We start from the raw sequence: 20,866 nt of genomic DNA on the forward strand, positions 1-20,866 counted from the left end.
AGAGCTTATCCAATGCAGCGGACTGGCTATTTTTTGTGCAGAAGGCTTCATTCAGGAGGCTTAAGTCCCTATACTTGCCGCCTTTCTTTCAGACCCCTTTCTCAACAGGCACGAGGTGCGTGGTGGATTTCCCTTCCCGTTTTGACGTGATCGTGATCGGCGGCGGTCATGCCGGTACCGAAGCCGCTCTGGCGGCTGCACGCATGGGCGTGAAGACCTTGCTGCTCACCCACAATGTCGAGACCCTCGGACAGATGAGCTGCAACCCGGCCATCGGTGGTATCGGCAAGAGCCATCTGGTCAAGGAAATCGATGCCCTCGGTGGCGCCATGGCCACCGCCACCGACAAGGGTGGCATCCAGTTCCGTGTCCTCAACAGCCGTAAAGGCCCGGCTGTGCGTGCTACTCGTGCACAGGCCGATCGTGTTCTGTACAAGGCAGCTGTACGGGAAATTCTCGAGAACCAGGCCAATCTGTGGATTTTTCAACAGGCAGCTGATGACCTGATTGTGGAAAACGCGCAGGTCAAAGGTGTCGTCACCCAGATGGGGCTCAGGTTCCACGCGGACTCCGTGGTGTTGACCACAGGCACGTTCCTTGGCGGACTTATCCACATTGGCCTGCAAAACTACTCCGGTGGCCGCGCGGGGGATCCACCCTCCATCGCCCTGGCTCACCGTTTGCGCGAGCTCCCGCTGCGCGTTGGCCGTCTGAAGACCGGTACACCGCCCCGTATCGATGGCCGTTCCGTGGATTTCTCGGTGATGACCGAGCAACCGGGCGACACCCCGACGCCGCTGATGTCCTTCCTCGGCAAGCGTGAGCAGCAGCCGAAGCAGATCAGTTGCTGGATCACCCACACCAACGCGCGTACCCACGAGATCATCGCCGCCAACCTCGATCGTTCGCCGATGTACTCCGGTGTGATCGAAGGCGTGGGCCCGCGTTACTGCCCGTCGATCGAGGACAAGATCCACCGTTTTGCCGACAAGGACAGTCACCAGGTGTTCATCGAGCCGGAAGGCCTGACCACACACGAGCTGTATCCCAACGGCATCTCCACCTCGCTGCCGTTCGACGTGCAGCTGCAGATCGTGCGCAGCATCCGTGGCATGGAGAACGCGCATATCGTGCGCCCCGGCTATGCCATCGAATATGACTACTTCGATCCGCGCGACCTGAAGTACAGCCTCGAGACCAAGGTCATCGGTGGTCTGTTCTTCGCCGGGCAGATCAACGGCACCACTGGCTACGAAGAAGCCGGTGCCCAAGGGCTGCTGGCCGGCTGCAACGCCGCGCTGCGCGCACAGGGCAAGGAATCCTGGTGTCCGCGTCGCGACGAGGCCTACATCGGCGTGCTGGTCGACGATCTGATTACCCTGGGCACCCAGGAGCCGTACCGCATGTTCACCTCGCGTGCCGAGTACCGGCTGATCCTGCGCGAAGACAACGCCGACCTGCGCCTGACCGAGAAAGGCCGTGAGCTGGGCCTGGTCGACGACGAGCGCTGGGCTGCATTCGAGGCCAAGCGCGAAGGCATCGTGCAGGAAGAGCAGCGCCTGAAGAGCACCTGGGTGCGCCCGGGCACGCCGCAGGGCGATGCCATTGCCGCACGTTTCGGCACTCCGCTGGCTCACGAATACAACCTGCTCAACCTGCTCGCCCGCCCGGAGATCGACTATGCCGGTCTGGCCGAAGTGACCGAGTCGCCGGTTCTGGATAATCAGGTTGCAGAACAGGTCGAGATCAAGACCAAGTACGCCGGCTACATCGATCGCCAGCAGGAAGAAATCGCCAAGCTGCGTGCCAGCGAGGACACCAAGCTGCCGGAGGATCTGGACTACAGCAGCATTTCCGGGCTGTCCAAGGAGATCCAGTTCAAGCTGGGCAACACCCGCCCGGCCACGCTTGGCCAGGCCGGGCGCATTCCCGGTGTCACGCCGGCGGCGATTTCCCTGTTGCTGATTCACTTGAAGAAGCGCAGTGCCGGTCAGAAGCTGGAGCAGAGCGCCTGATGTCGGTTACCCAGCGTCACGCCGAAGAACTGATCCAGGGCGCCCGCGAGCTTGGCATCGAGCTCAGCGCGCAGCAGCAGGAGCAACTGCTCGCGTACCTGGGCCTGCTGATCAAATGGAACAAGGCCTACAACCTCACTGCCGTGCGCGACCCAGACGAGATGGTGTCACGTCATCTGCTCGACAGCCTGTCGGTAGTGCCCTTCGTCGCCGAGCTTGGGGATAATTGGCTGGATGTTGGCAGTGGCGGCGGTATGCCCGGTGTTCCGCTGGCGATCATGTTCCCCGAGCGGCACTTCACCCTGCTCGACTCCAACGGCAAGAAGACCCGTTTTCTCGTCCAGGTGAAGCTGGAGCTGAAACTCGCCAACCTCGAGGTTGTCCACAACCGGGTCGAAGCGTATCGACCTGAGCGACCCTTCGACGGCATCAGCTCGCGGGCTTTCAGCAGCCTGGAAGACTTCAGCAACTGGACACGCCACCTCGGCAACGCCGACACCCACTGGCTGGCGATGAAAGGTGTACACCCGGATGACGAGCTGCAGGCGCTGCCGGCGGACTTCCGTCTCAGTGCCACGCATGTGCTGCGGGTTCCCGGTTGCCAAGGCCAACGCCATCTGTTGATACTGCGTCGCTCGGTCTAAGGGGAAAGAAGATGGCCAAGGTATTCGCGATCGCCAATCAGAAAGGCGGCGTGGGCAAAACCACGACGTGCATCAACCTGGCTGCTTCACTGGTGGCGACCAAGCGCCGCGTGCTGCTGATCGACCTCGACCCACAGGGCAACGCGACCATGGGCAGCGGCGTCGACAAGCACGGCCTCGAGCACTCGATCTACGACGTGCTGATCGGTGAATGCGACCTGAGCCAGGCCATGCAGTTCTCCGAGCATGGCGGCTACCAGCTGTTGCCGGCCAACCGCGACCTGACTGCTGCGGAAGTTGCCCTGCTGGAAATGAAGATGAAGGAAAGCCGTCTGCGTTATGCCCTGGCGCCTATCCGCGAGAACTACGACTACATCCTCATCGACTGCCCGCCTTCGCTGAGCATGCTCACCATCAACGCCCTGGTCGCCGCCGATGGTGTGATCATCCCCATGCAGTGTGAGTACTACGCGCTCGAGGGGCTGAGCGACCTGGTCAACAGCATCCAGCGCATCGCCCAGCTGCTCAATCCCAAGCTGCAGATCGAAGGTCTGCTGCGCACCATGTACGACCCGCGCATCAGCCTGACCAACGATGTCAGCGCCCAGCTCAAGCAGCACTTCGGCGACAAGCTGTATGACGCCGTGATTCCGCGCAACGTGCGTCTGGCCGAGGCGCCGAGCTTCGGCATGCCGGCGCTGGTCTACGACAAACAATCCCGTGGTGCCATCGCCTATCTGGCACTGGCAGGCGAGCTGGTGCGCCGTCAGCGCGCTGCCGCGAAAACCGCTACCGCTTAAAGGAACATCCGCATGGCTGCGAAGAAACGAGGTCTGGGTCGAGGTCTGGACGCCCTGCTCGGCGGCAATACCGTCGGCGCATTGCAGGAAGAGGCCGCCCAGGCCGACACCCGTGAACTGCAGTACGTGCCGCTGGAGCTGATCCAGCGTGGCAAGTACCAGCCGCGTCGTGACATGGATCAGACCGCGCTGGAAGAACTCGCCGCCTCGATTCGTGCCCAGGGCGTGATGCAACCCATCGTGTTACGCCCGATTGGCGGTGGTCGTTTCGAGATCGTCGCTGGTGAGCGGCGCTGGCGTGCCAGCCAGCTGGCCGGCCAGGACAAGATTCCGGCCATGGTGCGTGAGCTGCCCGATGAAGCGGCCATCGCCATGGCGCTGATCGAGAACATTCAGCGCGAAGACCTCAATCCGATCGAGGAAGCGGTTGCCCTGCAGAGGCTGCAACAGGAGTTCGAGCTGACCCAGCAGCAGGTCGCCGATGCCGTCGGCAAGTCGCGTGTCACCATCACCAACCTGCTGCGCCTGATCGCCCTCCCGGAAGAGATCAAGACGCTGCTGTCCCATGGTGACCTGGAAATGGGACACGCCCGTGCAGTGCTCGGTTTGCCCCTCGAACAACAGGTCGAAGCCGCGCGACACGTTGTCGCACGCGGCCTCACGGTTCGCCAGACCGAAGCCCTGGTTCGTCAGTGGCTGTCCGCCAAACCGGCCCCGGCCAAAGCCAAGGCCGACCCTGACATCAGCCGCCTGGAACAACGCCTGGCAGAGCGTCTAGGCTCGCCAGTGCAGATAAAACACGGTTCCAAGGGCAAAGGTCAGTTGGTGATTCGCTACAACTCCCTCGACGAATTGCAGGGTGTCCTCGCCCATATCCGCTGAAACAATTCGCCACATCTGACCATGTAGCGCATGGTCGGAAAACACTACCCGGCAGTTGAATGGGGGGGATAGGCCCCCTATACTCTGCGCGCAATTTTGTTGGCACTTTTTATGCCAATTCATTGAGTTAAAGCGTTCGATAGTCGAGGACATCAGTTGATGGAACGCCGCATGCCAAAGCGCCTGCCCTTCCATCGTCTGCCGGTTTTTCCGGTATTGGTGGCCCAACTTATCGTCCTGCTGCTGGCCGCTGTGGTGGGCTGGCAATGGCGAGGCAACGTAGCGGGTTACTCAGCGCTGATTGGCGGACTGATCGCCTGGTTGCCCAACCTGTATTTCGCCCACAAGGCGTTTCGATTTAGCGGAGCGCGGGCAGCGCGGGAAATCGTCCGTTCTTTTTATGCGGGCGAAGCAGGAAAACTGATTTTGACGTTCGTGCTCTTTGCACTGACGTTTGCGGGCGTGAAACCCATGGAGGCACCGATGTTGTTCGGCGCCTACCTGCTGACCCTGATGGTCAGCTGGTTCTCCCCGCTGCTGATAACGAAATTTTCAAGACCTTAAAGCGTTCGGGGCAAATAATGGCAGCAGATACCGCTTCGGGTTACATCCAGCACCACCTGACGAACCTGACCTACGGTCAGCATCCGGTGAATGGCTGGAGTTTCGCCCACACTGCAAAAGAAGCTCAGGAAATGGGTTTTTGGGCCTTCCACGTAGACACCTTGGCTGTGTCGGTGGTTCTCGGTCTGATCTTCATTGGCCTGTTCCGCCTGGCAGCACGCAAGGCAACCTCGGATCAGCCGGGTGGTCTGCAGAACTTCATTGAAGTGCTGGTCGAATTCGTCGACGGCAGCGTGAAGGACACCTTCCACGGCCGTAACCCGCTGATCGCCCCACTGGCCCTGACCATCTTCGTCTGGGTCTTCCTGATGAACTTCATGGATCTGATCCCGGTTGACTGGCTGCCGATGCTGGCTGCCACCATCGCTGGCGATCCACACCTGTATTTCCGCGTGGTTCCGACCACGGATCCGAACGCCACCCTGGGCCTGGCCCTGTCGGTATTCGCTCTGATCCTGTTCTACAGCATCAAGGTCAAGGGTATCGGCGGCTTCCTTGGCGAGCTGACCATGCACCCCTTCAGCTCGAACAATATCGCTCTGAAGATCCTGCTGATTCCGGTGAACTTCCTGCTCGAATTCGTCACCCTGATCGCCAAGCCGGTATCCCTGGCTCTGCGACTGTTCGGCAACCTGTACGCCGGTGAACTGATCTTCATCCTGATCGCCATCATGTACAGCGGCGGCATGCTGCTGGGCGGTCTGGGCGGTGTGCTGCAGCTGGCCTGGGCCATCTTCCACATCCTGATCATCGTGCTGCAGGCGTTCATCTTCATGATGCTGACCATCGTCTATCTGTCGATGGCACATGAAGATAACCACTAAGGTGCATGACGTTCCGCGGTGTCACTCGTGACGCCGCCGGGACAATCCCTGTAACGGGGACGCAGTAAAAAACGATTTCGCTTTACCGCTTCATCAAAAACCTTAACCAATACGACTGTAAGTCGGGAGGAAAAATGGAAACTGTAGTTGGTTTGACCGCTATCGCCGTTGCACTGCTGATCGGCCTGGGTGCCCTGGGTACCGCCATCGGTTTCGGTCTGCTGGGTGGTAAGTTCCTGGAAGGCGCTGCGCGTCAGCCGGAAATGGTTCCGATGCTGCAAGTTAAAATGTTCATCGTCGCCGGTCTGCTGGACGCCGTGACCATGATCGGTGTTGGTATCGCACTGTTCTTCACCTTCGCGAACCCCTTCGTTGGTCAAATCGCAGGCTAATTCACTCGCTTTCGAGTGAATTGGTGTGACGGACAACGAACGAGCGAGGTGTTGGCGTGAACATTAATGCAACCCTGATTGGCCAGTCCGTTGCCTTCTTCATCTTCGTGCTGTTCTGCATGAAGTTCGTATGGCCTCCGGTCATTACGGCTTTGCAGGAACGTCAGAAGAAGATCGCAGACGGCTTGGACGCTGCCAACCGCGCGGCTCGTGATCTGGAGCTGGCCCACGAAAAAGTGGCCCAGCAACTTCGCGAAGCCAAAGGTCAGGCCGCCGAAATCATTGAGCAAGCCAAGAAACGCGCGACTCAGATCGTCGACGAAGCCCGTGATCAGGCTCGTGGCGAAGCGGATCGTGTGAAGGCTCAGGCTCAGGCCGAGATCGAACAGGAAATCAACGGCATCAAAGACGCCCTGCGCGCCCAAGTGGGCAGCCTGGCAGTCAGCGGCGCCGAGAAGATCCTGGGCGCATCCATCGACCAAAACGCGCATGCGGAGCTGGTTAACAAACTGGCAGCCGAAATTTAAGCGAGGGCGCGATCATGGCAGAACTGACCACGCTGGCCCGACCTTACGCTAAGGCTGCTTTCGAGCACGCACAGGCTCACCAGCAGCTGGCCAATTGGTCAGCCATGCTCGGCCTGGCTGCGGCGGTGTCTATCGACGACACCATGCAGCGCGTGCTCAAGGCCCCGCGTCTGACGAGTACAGAAAAGGCCACCGCCTTCATCGAGGTGTGTGGTGACAAGTTCGACGCCCAGGCACAGAACTTCATCCACGTTCTCGCCGAGAACGACCGTCTGGCCCTGTTGCCGGATATCTTCGCCCAGTTCGAGCTGTACAAGGCCGAGCAGGAGAAGTCGATCGACGTGGATGTAACAAGTGCCTTCGCATTGAGCGATGAACAGCAAGACAAACTCGCCAAGGTTCTCAGTGCACGGCTCGGCCGAGAAGTGCGTCTGCACGCCGCGGAAGATGCCACCCTCATCGGTGGTGTACTGATTCGCGCCGGCGACCTGGTTATCGATGGCACAGTTCGCGGCAAACTCGCGAAGCTGGCCGAAGCATTGAAATCTTGAGTTTGAAGGGGCAGCAGAGCTATGCAGCAACTCAATCCTTCCGAAATTAGTGAAATCATCAAGGGGCGCATCGAGAAACTCGACGTCGCCTCCCAAGCCCGCAACGAAGGCACCATCGTCTCCGTTTCCGACGGCATCGTGCGCATCTATGGTCTGGCCGACGTCATGTACGGCGAGATGATCGAGTTCCCGGACGGCGTCTACGGTATGGCACTGAACCTGGAGCAAGACTCCGTGGGTGCCGTAGTACTGGGTGCTTACACAAGCCTTGCAGAAGGCATGAGCGCCAAGTGCACCGGCCGCATCCTGGAAGTTCCGGTTGGTCCGGAACTGCTGGGCCGCGTAGTCGACGCCCTGGGTAACCCGATCGATGGCAAAGGCCCGATCAACGCTCAGGCTACCGACGCTGTCGAGAAAGTGGCGCCGGGCGTGATCTGGCGTAAGTCGGTCGACCAGCCGGTACAGACCGGTTACAAGTCGGTCGATGCCATGATCCCGGTAGGCCGTGGCCAGCGTGAGCTGATCATCGGTGACCGTCAGATCGGCAAGACTGCCCTGGCAGTCGACGCCATCATCAACCAGAAGAACAGCGGCATCCGCTGCGTCTACGTGGCTATCGGTCAGAAGCAATCGACCATCGCCAACGTCGTGCGCAAGCTGGAAGAAGCCGGTGCCCTGGCCAACACCATCGTGGTGGCTGCCTCGGCTTCGGAATCCGCTGCACTGCAGTTCCTGGCTCCGTACGCCGGTTGCACCATGGGCGAATACTTCCGCGACCGCGGTGAAGACGCCCTGATCGTGTACGACGACCTGTCCAAGCAGGCCGTGGCTTACCGTCAGATCTCCCTGCTGCTGCGCCGTCCGCCAGGCCGTGAAGCCTACCCGGGCGACGTGTTCTATCTCCACAGCCGTCTGCTGGAGCGCGCTTCCCGCGTTTCCGAAGAGTACGTCGAGAAGTTCACCAATGGCGCCGTGACTGGCAAGACCGGTTCGCTGACCGCTCTGCCGATCATCGAAACCCAGGCTGGCGACGTTTCCGCGTTCGTTCCGACCAACGTGATCTCGATCACCGACGGTCAGATCTTCCTGGAATCGGCCATGTTCAACTCGGGTATCCGTCCGGCCGTCAACGCCGGTATCTCGGTATCCCGCGTGGGTGGTGCAGCTCAGACCAAGATCATCAAGAAGCTCTCCGGTGGTATCCGTACCGCTCTGGCTCAGTACCGTGAACTGGCAGCATTCGCCCAGTTCGCCTCTGACCTGGACGAAGCCACTCGCAAGCAGCTCGAGCACGGTCAACGTGTTACCGAACTGATGAAGCAGAAGCAGTACGCGCCCATGTCGATCGCCGACATGTCCGTATCCCTGTACGCTGCCGAGCGCGGCTTCCTGACCGACGTGGAAGTGAACAAAGTTGGCGCCTTCGAAGCGGCTCTGCTGAGCTACTTCAACCGTGATCTGGCCGATCTGATGGCCAAGATCAATGTGAAAGGTGACTTCAACGACGAAATCGACGCTGGCATCAAAGCCGGTATCGAGAAGTTCAAAGCCACCCAAACCTGGTAAGCCGCAGCGGGCGTCGCGAGACGCCCGCCTGCTAACCCGATAGGTGTGAAATGGCAGGCGCAAAAGAGATTCGCAGCAAGATTGCGAGCATCAAAAGCACGCAGAAGATCACCAGCGCCATGGAAAAAGTGGCGGTCAGCAAGATGCGCAAGGCTCAACAGCGCATGGCTGCTAGCCGTCCCTACGCGGAGCGTATCCGCCAGGTGATTGGTCATCTGGCCAACGCCAACCCGGAGTACCGCCATCCCTTCATGATCGAGCGCCCCGTAAAGCGCGCCGGTTATGTGGTGGTGAGCAGTGACCGTGGTCTGTGCGGTGGTCTGAATACCAACCTGTTCAAGGCCCTGGTCAAGGACATGGCGAAAGATCGCGAGCAAGGCGTGGAGATCGATCTCTGCGTGATTGGCTCCAAGGGTGCGGCATTCTTCCGCAACTTTGGTGGCAATGTCGTCGCTGCGATCAGCCACCTCGGCGAAGAGCCGTCGATCAACGACCTGATCGGTAGTGTCAAGGTCATGCTCGACGCCTACCTCGAAGGTCGCATCGACCGTCTGTCCGTGGTCTCGAACAAGTTCATCAATACCATGACGCAGAAGCCTACAGTGGAGCAGTTGGTTCCATTGGTGGCCGATCCGGATCAACAGCTCAAGCATCACTGGGACTATCTGTACGAGCCCGATGCCAAGGAGCTGCTCGACGGCCTGATGGTTCGCTATGTCGAATCGCAGGTGTACCAGGCGGTGGTCGAGAATAACGCGGCTGAACAGGCTGCGCGGATGATTGCGATGAAGAACGCCACCGACAACGCCGGTGAACTGATCAGCGATTTGCAGCTGATCTACAACAAGGCGCGTCAGGCAGCGATCACCCAAGAGATTTCGGAAATCGTCGGCGGCGCTGCCGCGGTTTAAGAACGGTTCAAATATTCAGAGGAACCAAAGATGAGTAGCGGACGTATCGTTCAAATCATCGGCGCCGTTATCGACGTGGAATTCCCGCGTGATCAGGTGCCAGCCGTATACGAGGCGCTGAAAGTAGTCGGCGCTGAAACCACCCTGGAAGTTCAGCAGCAGCTGGGCGACGGCGTGGTACGTACCATTGCGATGGGTTCGACCGAAGGCCTCAAGCGCGGTCTGGACATCACCCGTACCCACAAGGCCATCTCCGTACCGGTCGGTAAAGCGACCCTGGGCCGGATCATGGACGTACTGGGTAACCCGATCGACGAAGCCGGCCCCATCGGTGAAGAAGAGCAGTGGGAAATCCACCGCGCTGCGCCGAGCTATGCCGAGCAAGCAGGCGGCAACGACCTGCTGGAAACCGGCATCAAGGTTATCGACCTGGTCTGCCCGTTCGCCAAGGGCGGTAAAGTCGGTCTGTTCGGTGGTGCCGGTGTCGGCAAGACCGTAAACATGATGGAACTGATCCGTAACATCGCCATCGAGCACAGCGGTTATTCCGTGTTCGCCGGTGTGGGTGAGCGTACTCGTGAGGGTAACGACTTCTACCACGAGATGAAGGATTCCAACGTTCTCGACAAGGTAGCCCTGGTTTACGGTCAGATGAACGAGCCACCAGGCAACCGTCTGCGCGTTGCGCTGACCGGCCTGACCATGGCCGAGAAGTTCCGTGACGAAGGCCGTGACGTACTGTTGTTCGTCGACAACATCTACCGTTACACCCTCGCCGGTACCGAAGTATCCGCACTGCTGGGCCGTATGCCTTCGGCAGTAGGTTACCAGCCGACCCTGGCCGAAGAGATGGGCGTTCTGCAAGAGCGCATCACCTCCACCAAGAAAGGCTCGATCACCTCGATCCAGGCCGTATACGTACCTGCGGACGACCTGACCGACCCGAGCCCGGCGACTACCTTCGCCCACTTGGACGCCACCGTCGTACTGTCCCGTGACATCGCTTCCCTGGGTATCTACCCGGCCGTTGACCCGCTGGACTCCACCAGCCGTCAGCTGGATCCGAACGTCATCGGCAACGAGCACTACGAGACCGCCCGTGGCGTTCAGTACGTGCTGCAGCGTTACAAGGAACTGAAGGACATCATCGCGATCCTGGGTATGGACGAGCTGTCCGAATCCGACAAGCAGCTGGTATCCCGTGCTCGTAAGATTCAGCGCTTCCTGTCCCAGCCGTTCTTCGTGGCCGAGGTCTTCACCGGCTCGCCAGGCAAGTACGTGTCCCTGAAAGACACCATCGCTGGCTTCAGCGGCATCCTCAAAGGCGACTACGACCACCTGCCGGAACAAGCGTTCTACATGGTTGGTGGTATCGAAGAAGCCATCGAGAAAGCGAAGAAACTGTAATCACCCATGCGCCTGGCAACGGGCGCATCAGAGTTGTGGATAACTTCGGTTGTCCACAGTCTGTAACCTGAGGCAAGCGTATGGCTATGACAGTCCATTGCGATATCGTCAGCGCGGAAGCGGAGATTTTCTCCGGCCTGGTCGAGATGGTGATTGCGCACGGCAACCTGGGTGATCTGGGTATCGCTCCGGGCCACGCGCCGCTGATCACTGACCTGAAACCGGGTCCGATCCGCCTGATCAAGCAGGGTGGCGAAGCCGAGGTGTTCTACATCTCCGGTGGTTTCCTCGAAGTGCAGCCGAACATGGTCAAGGTTCTCGCCGATACCGTGCAACGCGCCGCCGACATCGACGAAGCTGCTGCTCAGGAGGCCCTCAAGGCCGCCGAGAAAGCGCTGAGCGAGCAGGGTTCTGAGTTCAACTACAGTTCCGCCGCCGCTCACCTGGCCGAAGTCGCAGCCCAGCTGCGTACCGTCCAGCAGCTGCGCAAGAAGTTCGGCGGTTAATCCCGTCGGCTTCAACCGTTGTTCGAGAAAGGGTAGCCTAGGCTACCCTTTTTCATTTCTGCCGTTTCATACTCCGGCGCCCTGTGCCGGAGGCTGCCAAGGAATCGCCGTTCATGTCGCTCGATATCGTCATCCTCGCTGCTGGGCAAGGCACCCGCATGCGTTCCGCTCTGCCCAAGGTGCTGCACCCGGTCGCCGACAAGCCGATGCTCGGCCATGTCATCGACACCGCGCGCAGCCTGCAGCCGAGCAGCATCCAGGTGGTGATCGGGCATGGCGCCGACAAGGTGCGCGAGCGTCTGGCGGCTGATGATCTGAATTTCGTCATCCAGGCCGAACAACTGGGCACAGGCCACGCCGTGGCCCAGGCCCTGCCACAGCTCAGCGCGGATACCGTGCTGATTCTGTATGGCGACGTGCCGCTGATCGAACCCGCGACCCTGCAGCGCCTGCTGGCCCTGGTCAGTGACGATCAATTGGGCCTGCTCACCGTCGAGCTGGCCGACCCGACCGGCTACGGCCGCATTGTTCGTGATGCAGAAGGTGTGGTGCAGGCCATCGTCGAGCACAAGGATGCCAGTGAAGCGCAGCGTCAGATCCGTGAAGGCAACAGCGGCATTCTCGCGGTACCGGGCAAGCGTCTGGCCGACTGGCTGGGGCGTTTGTCCAACAGCAACGCCCAGGGCGAGTACTACCTGACCGATGTGATCGCCATGGCCGTGGCCGATGGCCTGACCGTGGCCACCGAGCGCGCTGCCGACGAGATGGAAGTGCTGGGCGCCAATGACCGCATCCAGTTGTCGCAGCTCGAATGCCATTACCAGCAGCGCATGGCCCGTCGACTCATGGCTCAGGGTGTCACCCTGCGTGACCCGCATCGCTTCGATGTGCGTGGTGCCGTGACCGTAGGCCGCGACGTGACCATCGATATCAACGTCATCCTCGAAGGCAAGGTCGTGATCGAGGATGATGTGCAGATCGGTCCGAACTGCGTGATCAAGGACTCCGTCCTGCGCAAGGGGGCCATCGTCAAGGCCAGCAGTCATCTGGACGGCGCCGAGATGGGTGAGGGCGCCGATTGCGGCCCGTTCGCTCGCCTGCGTCCCGGCACCAAACTGGGGGCCAAGGCCCATGTGGGTAACTTCGTCGAACTGAAGAACGCCGTGCTGGGCGAAGGCGCCAAGGCTGGCCACCTGAGCTACCTGGGCGATGCCGAGATCGGCGCACGTACCAACATCGGTGCCGGTACCATCACCTGCAACTACGACGGTGCCAATAAATTCCGCACCGTCATGGGCGAGGACGTGTTCATTGGTTCGAACAGCGCCCTGGTGGCACCGTTGAACTTGGGGGATCGTGTGACCACGGGCGCGGGGTCGGTGGTGACCAGCGACGTGCCCGCGGATACCCTGGCCGTCGGCCGCGCCAAGCAGCGCAATATCGAAGGCTGGAAGCGCCCGACCAAGAAGTGAACCCGATCTAGCCTGGGCGACCAGGCTTGTGGATAACCTGCCGGAGGCAGTCTTGTATGTTCGGTGTGACGGATTACGCCGCCTTCGTGGTGGCCTTCATCATCCTGCTGGCCATTCCCGGGCCGGGTAACCTGGCGTTGATCCTGTCCACCGGCAAGGGTGGCATTCGCGGCGGACTGGCTTCGACCTTAGGCATCATCTTCGGCGACCAGGTGCTGCTGTGGTTGGCGGTGGCCGGCGTCGCCGCGCTGCTCAAGGCTTACCCGACAGCCTTTCACCTGGTGCAGTGGCTCGGTGCTGCTTACCTGGTCTACCTCGGCCTGCGCATGATCCTGGCCAAACCCGGCGCGGCACCGACGCTGGACATCAAACCGCGCCAGTACCTGTGGCAAACCCTGGTGATCACTGTCTTCAACCCCAAGGCCATCATCTTTTACATGGCCTTCTTCCCGCTGTTCATCGATCCGCAGCGGCATCAGGGCCTGATTACTTTCGGTTTCATGGCCGTGACTATCATGGCGCTGACCTTTGTCTACGGCTTGCTGATCGTGCTGCTGACACACTTTCTCGCCGAACGCATGCGCGCCAACCCGCGTGTTGCGCGGGGCCTGGAGAAACTGGCGGGGCTGTGCCTGGTCGGCTTCGGGGTCAAACTTACGCTGAACTGATCGGTGGACGCTTGCGGGCTTTTCGATCATATGTTTTGATTTGCGCCATTATCTTTCGAATCGAAATTTAAAGATGTCGAAGCGCAACACGCCGCAACGTCGCCACACCATCCTCGCCTTGCTCGTCGAGCAGGGTGAGGTGTCCGTGGATGCCCTGGCGCAGCACTTCGCCACCAGCGAAGTGACCATTCGCAAGGATCTCGCCGCACTGGAGAAGAATGGCCTGCTGCTGCGTCGCTATGGCGGTGCCGTGCCCATGCCGCAGGAATTGATTAGCGAGCCGACGCAATCCATTTCTCCACACAAGCAGGCGATTGCCCGCGCCGGTGTGGCACGTATTCGCGAGCACGCACGGATCATCATCGACAGCGGCACCACTACGGCGGCGATGATTCCGCAACTTGGCTACAAACCCGGCCTGGTGGTGATGACCAACTCGCTCAACGTGGCCAACGCGCTGCGCGAACTCGAGCATGAGCCGGTACTGCTGATGACGGGCGGCACCTGGGATCCGCATTCGGAGTCCTTCCAGGGCCAGGTGGCCGAACAGGTGCTGCGTTCCTACGACTTCGACCAACTGTTCATCGGCGCCGACGGCATCGACCTGGAGCGTGGCACCACCACCTTCAACGAACTGCTCGGCTTGTCGCGGGTGATGGCCGAAGTCGCCCGCGAAGTCATCGTCATGGTCGAGAGCGACAAGATCGGCCGACGTATTCCCAACCTGGAACTGCCCTGGGGCAGCGTCCATACCCTGATCACCGACGAGCGCCTCGCCCACGAGGCCCGTGAACATCTGAGCGCGCGTGGCATCCAGCTGATCATCGCGCCGCTGCAAGACTGAGGACGTAGACATGTGTGGAATCGTAGGCGCCATCGCTGAACGCAACATCACCCCGGTACTGGTCGAAGGGCTCAAGCGCCTGGAATACCGCGGTTACGACAGCGCCGGTGTAGCGCTGCTGAGCGAGCAGGGCGTATTGGATCGCCGTCGCCGCGTCGGTAAGGTCAGCGAACTGCAGGCCGCCCTGCAGGCCGAGCCGCTGGCCGGGCGCCTGGGCATCGCCCATACGCGCTGGGCCACCCATGGTGCGCCGAGCGAGCGCAATGCCCACCCGCACTTCTCCGGGCACGAGCTGGCCGTGGTGCACAACGGCATCATCGAGAACCACGAAGAACTGCGCGAGCGCCTCAAGGGCCTGGGCTACGTCTTCACTTCCGATACCGATACCGAAACCATCGTCCACCTGCTTGACCACAAGTTGCAGCAGTTCGGTGATCTCAGCGCTGCGCTCAAGGCCACGATTCCCGAGTTGCACGGTGCCTATGGTCTGGCGGTGATCAGCGCCAAGCAGCCGGATCGCTTGCTCGCCGCACGCAGTGGCAGCCCCCTGGTGATCGGTCTGGGCCTTGGAGAGAACTTCCTCGCCTCCGATCAGTTGGCCCTGCGTCAGGTCACCGACCGCTTCATGTACCTGGAAGAAGGCGATATCGCCGAGATCCGTCGTGACGGCGTGCAGATCTGGGACGCCGCCGGCCAGCCGGTGCAGCGCGAGGCCGTGCAATACCACGAGGGCGCCGAGGCAGCCGACAAAGGCGAGTATCGCCACTTCATGCTCAAGGAGATCCACGAGCAGCCCAAGGTCGTGCAACGCACCCTGGAGAGTCGACTGGGCAGCGATCACGTGCTGGTTCAGGCCTTCGGCCCACAGGCGGCCGAGCTGTTCGCCAAGGTCAAGAATGTGCAGATCGTCGCCTGCGGTACCAGCTATCACGCCGGCATGGTCGCCCGTTACTGGCTGGAAGAGCTGGCCGGCATCCCCTGCCAGGTCGAGGTGGCCAGCGAATTCCGCTACCGCAAGGTGGTGGTGCAGCCGGATACCCTGTTCGTCAGTGTCTCGCAGTCCGGCGAAACCGCCGACACCCTGGCCGCCTTGCGCAATGCCAAGGAGAAGGCGCCAGGGCAGGGCGGCTACCTGGCCAGCCTGGTGATCTGCAACGTCGGCACCAGCTCGCTGGTGCGCGAATCCGACCTGTGCCTGCTGACCCAGGCCGGCCCGGAAATTGGCGTGGCCTCGACCAAGGCCTTCACCACCCAACTGGTCGGCCTGATGCTGCTGACCCTGGCCCTCGGCCAGGTACAGGGCAGCCTGGACAAGGCACTGGAAGCCGAGCTGGTGGAAGAGCTGCGTCGCCTGCCGACTCGCCTGGGCGAGGCACTGGCTATGGACAAGACCGTGGAGAAAATCTCCGAACTGTTCGCCGAAAAGCACCACAGCCTGTTCCTCGGCCGTGGCGCCCAGTACCCGGTGGCCATGGAGGGCGCGCTCAAACTCAAGGAAATCTCCTACATCCACGCCGAGGCCTACCCGGCGGGCGAGCTCAAGCACGGCCCGCTGGCTCTGGTCGACGCCGATATGCCGGTGGTTACCGTGGCGCCGAACAACGAGCTGCTGGAAAAGCTCAAATCCAACCTGCAGGAAGTGCGTGCACGGGGTGGCGAACTAATCGTCTTCGCCGACCAGCAGGCCGGCATGCGCAATGGTGAGGGCACCCATGTGGTGGCCATGCCGCATATCCACGACCTGCTCGCGCCGATCCTCTACACCGTGCCGCTGCAGTTGCTGTCGTATTACGTCGCCGTGCTCAAGGGCACCGACGTCGACCAGCCGCGTAACCTGGCGAAAAGCGTCACCGTCGAATAACGGCGTTTCGCGCTGAGATAGAAAAAGGCCCGTTCATGAAGACGGGCCTTTTGCTTTCTGTCAGCTCGAAACGCTGCGCAGGTGGTGTTCCTCAGGGCGCAGCGTAAGCACCCGGACACCTTCGCGGGTGACCGCCACGGTGTGTTCGAACTGCGCCGACAGCTTGCCGTCACGGGTCACCACGGTCCAGCCGTCGCGCAGGGTGCGCACGGCATCCTGGCCCTGGTTGAGCATCGGCTCGATGGTGAAGGTCATGCCTTCGCGCAGGGTCAGGCCGGTTCCGGGTTTGCCCCAGTGCAGCACCTCGGGAGGCTCGTGCATTTCCCGGCCGATGCCGTGGCCGCAATATTCCCGAACCACCGAGTAGCGGTGGGCGCGGGCATGCTGTTCGATGGCGTGGCCGATATCGCCGAGCCGAGCGCCTGGCCGCACCGCCTCGATGCCCTTGCACATCGCATCGTAGGTGACCTGGACAAGCTGGCGCGCCTGCTGCGAAACCTCGCCGATCAGGTAGGTCTTGCTCGAATCGGCGATGTAGCCGTTCTTTTCCAGGGTGATATCGAAGTTCACCAGGTCGCCGCTGCACAGGATCTCACCGGCGCTGGGTACGCCATGGCAGACCACCTCGTTACGCGAGGTATTCATCGAGTAGGCGAAACCATACTGACCCTTGCTCGCGGGCCGTGCCTTGAGTTCGCCGACGATGTAGTTATCCACAAGATCGTTGACCTGCAGGGTCGACAGGCCAATCAGATCCAGTCGATCCAGGTAGCCGAACACGCCCGCCAACAACCTGCCGGCTTCTGCCATCAGGGCGATTTCTCCGGGTGTCTTGCTCATGAGGCATCCGCCATACGCGGCGGAACCATCACACCGGCCGCACGCAGCTCGGCCGCCATGACCTCGTTGAAGCTCAGGGTCGGGTTCATCTCGCACAGCATGCCGATGCGAATCCAGAAACCCGCCTGGGCATTGATCGAGCGGCCCGACACGCTGCTCGCCCTGCGAATCTGGTCGTGCAGCTCATCATCGATGTTGACGATGCCCATGGGGCCTCCTGCTATATGTTTCGTATATGAATCGTATAGGGTTTGGTCGGTAATTTCACCTGTACCCTCGCGAAGTCTGATGGTGGTCAGCGCCTGTGAGTGCTCCGATCCCTTAAAATGGTCGGTGGATCCGCTGACTGACTCGGTCAGGCCGGCGGGGCGCAGGAGTCATGCGGGTAGAGGAGAGAGGATGAAGCGCGCAGATGTGAAACAGAGAACGGACGAAGGGGTGCTGTTCGACACCCAGGTCATGGTCAATCCGGCCAATACGGCGCAGTGGATCGTGTTCTTCAAGAAAGACGCCGGGCGCAGCTTCTTTCTGGTGGACGAGGCCGAACAGGTGGAGACCTTCTCCGACCTGAACGAGCTGATGGTGGAGTTGCGGGCATTGGGTATCAAGCGGGTCGAAGTACAGCTCTGATCCACAGTTGCTCACAATTGGCGTGGATCATCTTGTGGATATCCTCGTGATACCTGGCTGTAGCCCTTTAATGCTGGTACTTTCGGCCAGTTGTACAAAAACTGACCCTCGGCAAATGGCTATCCACAGTAGTCTGGGATAACTTCCTTGCTTTCTTGTTGATAAGTTATCGAAGGCCAATGAATACGGGGCTTTCAGCGATTTGCGCAGTTTATCGCCAGGTCAGTCGCGACCGGGACGATAGAGATGCCGATGGGTAGCGTCGTACAGCGCCGATTCGGCGAAGGCGCCCGGATCGAGCACATGACCGACGAGGATCAACGCCGTGCGGCGGAAGTCCTTGGCTGCAACCTTGGCTTCGATATCGGCCAGGGTGCCCAGTACCCAGTCCTGATCCGGCCAGCTCGCTCTGTGGATAACCGCAATGGGGCAGTCGGCGCCGTAGTGCGGCAGCAGTTCGGCCACGATCGCTGGTAACTGGCGCACGCCGAGGTGGATGGCCATGGTCGCGCGGTGCCTGGCCAGGTCATGCAGCTGTTCGCCCTCGGGCATCGGCGAGGTGGTGCCGTAGCGAGTGAGGATCACCGTCTGGGCGATGCCGGGCAGGGTCAGCTCGGCTTCCAGCAACGCTGCGCAGGCCGCAGTGGCGGTGACACCGGGAATGATCTCGAAGGGGATGCCGAGCGCGCGCAGCTCGCGAATTTGCTCGCCAATGGCGCCGTACAGCGACGGGTCACCGGAATGCACGCGGGCCACGTCCTGGCCGCGCTCATGGGCCTCATGCAGCAGTGCGATGATCTCGCCCAGGTGCAGCTCGGCCGTATTGACCACCTGTTCGGCGTTGTGACCCTGAAGCACCGCCTCGGGCACCAGCGAGCCGGCATAGAGGATCACCGGGCACGAGCGGATCAGGCGTTGACCCTTGACGGTGATGAGCTCGGGATCGCCGGGGCCGGCGCCGATGAAGTAGATGGTCATGCGGGCTCTCTATCGAATGTGGCCAGCGCACAGGTGGCGCTGGCGCTGCGCTTCTTCAGGCCGAGCAGCTGCGCGTTGCTGCCCAGGCGGGTGGCCAATGCCAAGGCGCACGGCTCGGCCACGGCAGGGGCGCCGGTGGTGGATCGCGTGAGCAGGCTGGCGGTGTTCGCCGACTGGTAGGGCATGAGGTCGTCGGGGGTGAAGAAGCTCAGCTTCAGCTTCAGGCACGTGGCCAGTTCATGCAGCGCCGGCTCGTCGTGCTTGTGCGCAATGCTGGCCAATCCTGCAAGGTTATCCACCGTCAGTTCATGTTGCGCCAGGCTGTGGGTCAGCAGGGCGAGCAGCTCGTCCTGTGCACAACCGCGCCGACAGCCCAGGCCGGCAACCACCTTGGCGGTGGCGGGGGGATCGAGGTGGCTGGCGGTCATGAGCGGCAGTCGTGTCGGAGGGGGACGTAGCTCATCATGGCGCCTGCCAGCGGTCAACCGCGATTGACCGGCCGCCGCTGCCTGCGTAGCCTTCTCGCTTTCGAGGTTCTTTCCGGCAAGCCGCCGGGGAGCTAAGAGGGAACAGGGTCGATGCCCTGGCTGCCCCCGCAACTGTAAACGGTTATGCCCTTCGTTAAACCACTGCCAACCGGCGGGAAGGTGAAGGGATGCGCGCCGCGCAAGCCGTGAGCCAGGAGACCTGCCTCGACAATCAGCCACTTGCTCGGACGGGGTGATCCGACGCGGCCAGCACGCCCCTGCGTGCCCGCCTGCCCATACCCGTCCGCCGAACTTAACGACGCCACGGGGCCCTCCATGAAAACCCTCGCCAAACTGCCTGTCACCATCGTCACCGGTTTCCTCGGTGCCGGCAAAACCACCCTGCTGCGCCACCTGCTGGCCAATGCCGGCGGCCGCCGTATCGCGGTGATCGTCAACGAGTTCGGCGAGTTGGGCATCGACGGCGAGATCCTCAAGCAGTGCTCCATCGGCTGCAGCGAAGAAGAAGCCAATGGCCGCGTCTTCGAACTGGCCAACGGCTGCCTGTGCTGCACCGTGCAGGAAGAATTCTTCCCGGTGATGCGCGAGCTGGTGGCGCGCCGTGGCGACCTCGACCACATCCTGATCGAAACCAGCGGCCTGGCGCTGCCCAAGCCGCTGGTGCAGGCCTTTAACTGGCCGGAAATCCGCAACGCCTGTACCGTCGATGCGGTGATCACTGTGGTCGACAGCCCGGCGGTGATCGCCGGTACTTTCGCCGCCTTTCCCGATCAGGTGGACGAGCAGCGCAAGCTTGACCCCAACCTCGACCACGAGTCGCCGCTGCATGAGCTGTTCGCCGACCAGTTGGCCAGCGCTGACCTGGTGATCCTCAACAAGGCCGATCTGCTCGACGCCGACGCGCTGGCTGCCGTGCGCACCGAGGTGGCCGAGGAGCTGCCGCCGGCGGTCAAGGTGATCGAAGCGCATGGTGGTGAGTTGCCGCTGGACGTGTTGCTGGGTCTGAACAGCGAAACCGAGCTGCATATCGACAGCCGCCGCACCCATCATGACGATGAAGACGAGGATCACGATCACGAGGAATTCGACTCGTTCCACGTGGAACTACCGGAAACAGAGGAGGCGCGCCTGCTGGCCGCTTTGAAGGGCGCCGTGGCCAAGTACGGCATCCTGCGTGTGAAGGGCTTCGCGGCGATCCCTGGCAAGCCGATGCGCCTTTTGGTGCAGGGTGTCGGCCAGCGCTTCGACCGCCACTTCGACCGCGCCTGGCAGGCCGATGAAGTGCGCCAGAGCCGCCTGGTGGTGATCGGCCAGCAGCTCGACCGCGTGGCCATCGAGGCCGAGCTGAAGGCGGCGTTGGCCTGATACAGAGCGTAGGGCGTACTCGCGTAGCAGTACGCCGTGTGGACATATGTGCTGGCGGTGGACTGTTCGCT

The 20,866-nt window shown here is 61.3% G+C and carries 23 protein-coding genes and 1 riboswitch; of the genes, 19 read left to right on the forward strand and 4 right to left on the reverse strand.

Going from position 1 to position 20,866, the window contains the following annotated elements:
• Positions 1 to 122: 122 nt before the first annotated feature.
• The 17 genes from mnmG to glmS all read left to right on the forward strand — a co-directional run bounded on the left by mnmG (position 123) and on the right by glmS (position 16,494).
• On the forward strand, positions 123 to 2,015 hold the full coding sequence (gene mnmG, locus C7A17_RS10370) for a tRNA uridine-5-carboxymethylaminomethyl(34) synthesis enzyme MnmG (RefSeq protein ID WP_106737954.1): 1,893 nt from the start codon (positions 123 to 125) through the stop codon (positions 2,013 to 2,015).
• On the forward strand, positions 2,012 to 2,659 hold the full coding sequence (rsmG, locus tag C7A17_RS10375; RefSeq protein WP_106737955.1) for a 16S rRNA (guanine(527)-N(7))-methyltransferase RsmG: 648 nt from the start codon (positions 2,012 to 2,014) through the stop codon (positions 2,657 to 2,659). Before mnmG ends, rsmG begins: the two co-directional genes overlap by 4 nt.
• 11 nt (positions 2,660 to 2,670) lie before the next feature.
• Positions 2,671 to 3,459, forward strand: coding sequence for a ParA family protein (locus C7A17_RS10380; RefSeq protein ID WP_106737956.1), 789 nt, complete (start codon positions 2,671 to 2,673; stop codon positions 3,457 to 3,459).
• Positions 3,460 to 3,471: 12 nt separating this feature from the next.
• Positions 3,472 to 4,341 carry a ParB/RepB/Spo0J family partition protein gene (locus C7A17_RS10385; protein WP_106737957.1) on the forward strand — a complete coding sequence of 290 codons (870 nt, stop codon included), beginning with the start codon at positions 3,472 to 3,474 and terminating at the stop codon, positions 4,339 to 4,341.
• A gap of 159 nt (positions 4,342 to 4,500) precedes the next feature.
• On the forward strand, positions 4,501 to 4,905 hold the full coding sequence (locus C7A17_RS10390) for a F0F1 ATP synthase subunit I (RefSeq protein ID WP_106737958.1): 405 nt from the start codon (positions 4,501 to 4,503) through the stop codon (positions 4,903 to 4,905).
• 17 nt (positions 4,906 to 4,922) lie between these two features.
• A complete protein-coding gene (gene atpB / locus C7A17_RS10395) occupies positions 4,923 to 5,789 on the forward strand; it encodes a F0F1 ATP synthase subunit A (RefSeq protein WP_106737959.1) in 867 nt (288 codons plus the stop codon).
• 134 nt (positions 5,790 to 5,923) lie between these two features.
• Positions 5,924 to 6,181, forward strand: a complete 258-nt coding sequence (gene atpE, locus C7A17_RS10400) for a F0F1 ATP synthase subunit C (RefSeq protein WP_003097235.1) — start codon at positions 5,924 to 5,926, stop codon at positions 6,179 to 6,181.
• Positions 6,182 to 6,237: 56 nt separating this feature from the next.
• Positions 6,238 to 6,708, forward strand: coding sequence for a F0F1 ATP synthase subunit B (locus C7A17_RS10405; RefSeq protein ID WP_106737960.1), 471 nt, complete (start codon positions 6,238 to 6,240; stop codon positions 6,706 to 6,708).
• 14 nt (positions 6,709 to 6,722) lie between these two features.
• Positions 6,723 to 7,259, forward strand: a complete 537-nt coding sequence (locus C7A17_RS10410) for a F0F1 ATP synthase subunit delta (protein WP_106737961.1) — start codon at positions 6,723 to 6,725, stop codon at positions 7,257 to 7,259.
• 21 nt (positions 7,260 to 7,280) lie between these two features.
• Positions 7,281 to 8,825: a F0F1 ATP synthase subunit alpha gene (gene atpA / locus C7A17_RS10415; RefSeq protein WP_106737962.1), complete on the forward strand. Its 1,545-nt coding sequence runs from the start codon at positions 7,281 to 7,283 to the stop codon at positions 8,823 to 8,825.
• A gap of 50 nt (positions 8,826 to 8,875) precedes the next feature.
• Entirely contained in the window at positions 8,876 to 9,736 is an 861-nt protein-coding gene (gene atpG, locus C7A17_RS10420; RefSeq protein WP_106737963.1) for a F0F1 ATP synthase subunit gamma, read from the forward strand.
• A gap of 30 nt (positions 9,737 to 9,766) precedes the next feature.
• Positions 9,767 to 11,143, forward strand: a complete 1,377-nt coding sequence (gene atpD, locus C7A17_RS10425) for a F0F1 ATP synthase subunit beta (protein ID WP_106737964.1) — start codon at positions 9,767 to 9,769, stop codon at positions 11,141 to 11,143.
• Positions 11,144 to 11,223: 80 nt separating this feature from the next.
• Positions 11,224 to 11,649 (forward strand): F0F1 ATP synthase subunit epsilon, encoded by a 426-nt coding sequence (locus tag C7A17_RS10430; RefSeq protein WP_037000971.1) that lies wholly within the window; start codon positions 11,224 to 11,226, stop codon positions 11,647 to 11,649.
• A gap of 113 nt (positions 11,650 to 11,762) precedes the next feature.
• A complete protein-coding gene (gene glmU / locus C7A17_RS10435) occupies positions 11,763 to 13,121 on the forward strand; it encodes a bifunctional UDP-N-acetylglucosamine diphosphorylase/glucosamine-1-phosphate N-acetyltransferase GlmU (protein ID WP_106737965.1) in 1,359 nt (452 codons plus the stop codon).
• 56 nt (positions 13,122 to 13,177) lie between these two features.
• A complete protein-coding gene (locus tag C7A17_RS10440; RefSeq protein ID WP_106737966.1) occupies positions 13,178 to 13,789 on the forward strand; it encodes a LysE family transporter in 612 nt (203 codons plus the stop codon).
• A gap of 73 nt (positions 13,790 to 13,862) precedes the next feature.
• Complete coding sequence (locus C7A17_RS10445) at positions 13,863 to 14,633, forward strand: DeoR/GlpR family DNA-binding transcription regulator (RefSeq protein WP_106737967.1); 771 nt, start codon at positions 13,863 to 13,865, stop codon at positions 14,631 to 14,633.
• Between the two features lie 10 nt (positions 14,634 to 14,643).
• Positions 14,644 to 16,494 carry a glutamine--fructose-6-phosphate transaminase (isomerizing) gene (gene glmS / locus C7A17_RS10450; protein ID WP_106737968.1) on the forward strand — a complete coding sequence of 617 codons (1,851 nt, stop codon included), beginning with the start codon at positions 14,644 to 14,646 and terminating at the stop codon, positions 16,492 to 16,494.
• A gap of 60 nt (positions 16,495 to 16,554) precedes the next feature.
• Here glmS and map read toward each other — a convergent pair whose 3' ends face one another.
• Positions 16,555 to 17,334 (reverse strand): type I methionyl aminopeptidase, encoded by a 780-nt coding sequence (gene map, locus C7A17_RS10455; RefSeq protein WP_106737969.1) that lies wholly within the window; start codon positions 17,332 to 17,334, stop codon positions 16,555 to 16,557.
• On the reverse strand, positions 17,331 to 17,543 hold the full coding sequence (locus C7A17_RS10460; protein ID WP_106737970.1) for a ParD-like family protein: 213 nt from the start codon (positions 17,541 to 17,543) through the stop codon (positions 17,331 to 17,333). The genes map and C7A17_RS10460 overlap by 4 nt, the downstream gene beginning before the upstream one ends.
• Positions 17,544 to 17,733: 190 nt before the next feature.
• Here C7A17_RS10460 and C7A17_RS10465 point away from each other — a divergent pair, with 190 nt between their 5' ends.
• Positions 17,734 to 17,964 carry a hypothetical protein gene (locus C7A17_RS10465; RefSeq protein ID WP_106737971.1) on the forward strand — a complete coding sequence of 77 codons (231 nt, stop codon included), beginning with the start codon at positions 17,734 to 17,736 and terminating at the stop codon, positions 17,962 to 17,964.
• 222 nt (positions 17,965 to 18,186) lie between these two features.
• On the opposite strand, the gene cobM is transcribed toward C7A17_RS10465, so the two are convergent.
• Complete coding sequence (gene cobM, locus C7A17_RS10470) at positions 18,187 to 18,942, reverse strand: precorrin-4 C(11)-methyltransferase (protein ID WP_106737972.1); 756 nt, start codon at positions 18,940 to 18,942, stop codon at positions 18,187 to 18,189.
• Positions 18,939 to 19,370 carry a cobalamin biosynthesis protein gene (locus C7A17_RS10475; RefSeq protein ID WP_106737973.1) on the reverse strand — a complete coding sequence of 144 codons (432 nt, stop codon included), beginning with the start codon at positions 19,368 to 19,370 and terminating at the stop codon, positions 18,939 to 18,941. Before C7A17_RS10475 ends, cobM begins: the two co-directional genes overlap by 4 nt.
• Before the next feature lie 86 nt (positions 19,371 to 19,456).
• A riboswitch (cobalamin riboswitch) is annotated at positions 19,457 to 19,651 on the forward strand.
• Between the two features lie 94 nt (positions 19,652 to 19,745).
• On the opposite strand from C7A17_RS10475, the gene cobW reads away from it, so the two are divergent.
• Positions 19,746 to 20,795 (forward strand): cobalamin biosynthesis protein CobW, encoded by a 1,050-nt coding sequence (gene cobW, locus C7A17_RS10480; RefSeq protein WP_106737974.1) that lies wholly within the window; start codon positions 19,746 to 19,748, stop codon positions 20,793 to 20,795.
• The last annotated feature ends 71 nt before the right edge of the window (positions 20,796 to 20,866 follow it).

Source organism: Pseudomonas mendocina (genome assembly GCF_003008615.1).
GTDB classification, from domain to species: domain Bacteria; phylum Pseudomonadota; class Gammaproteobacteria; order Pseudomonadales; family Pseudomonadaceae; genus Aquipseudomonas; species Aquipseudomonas mendocina_C.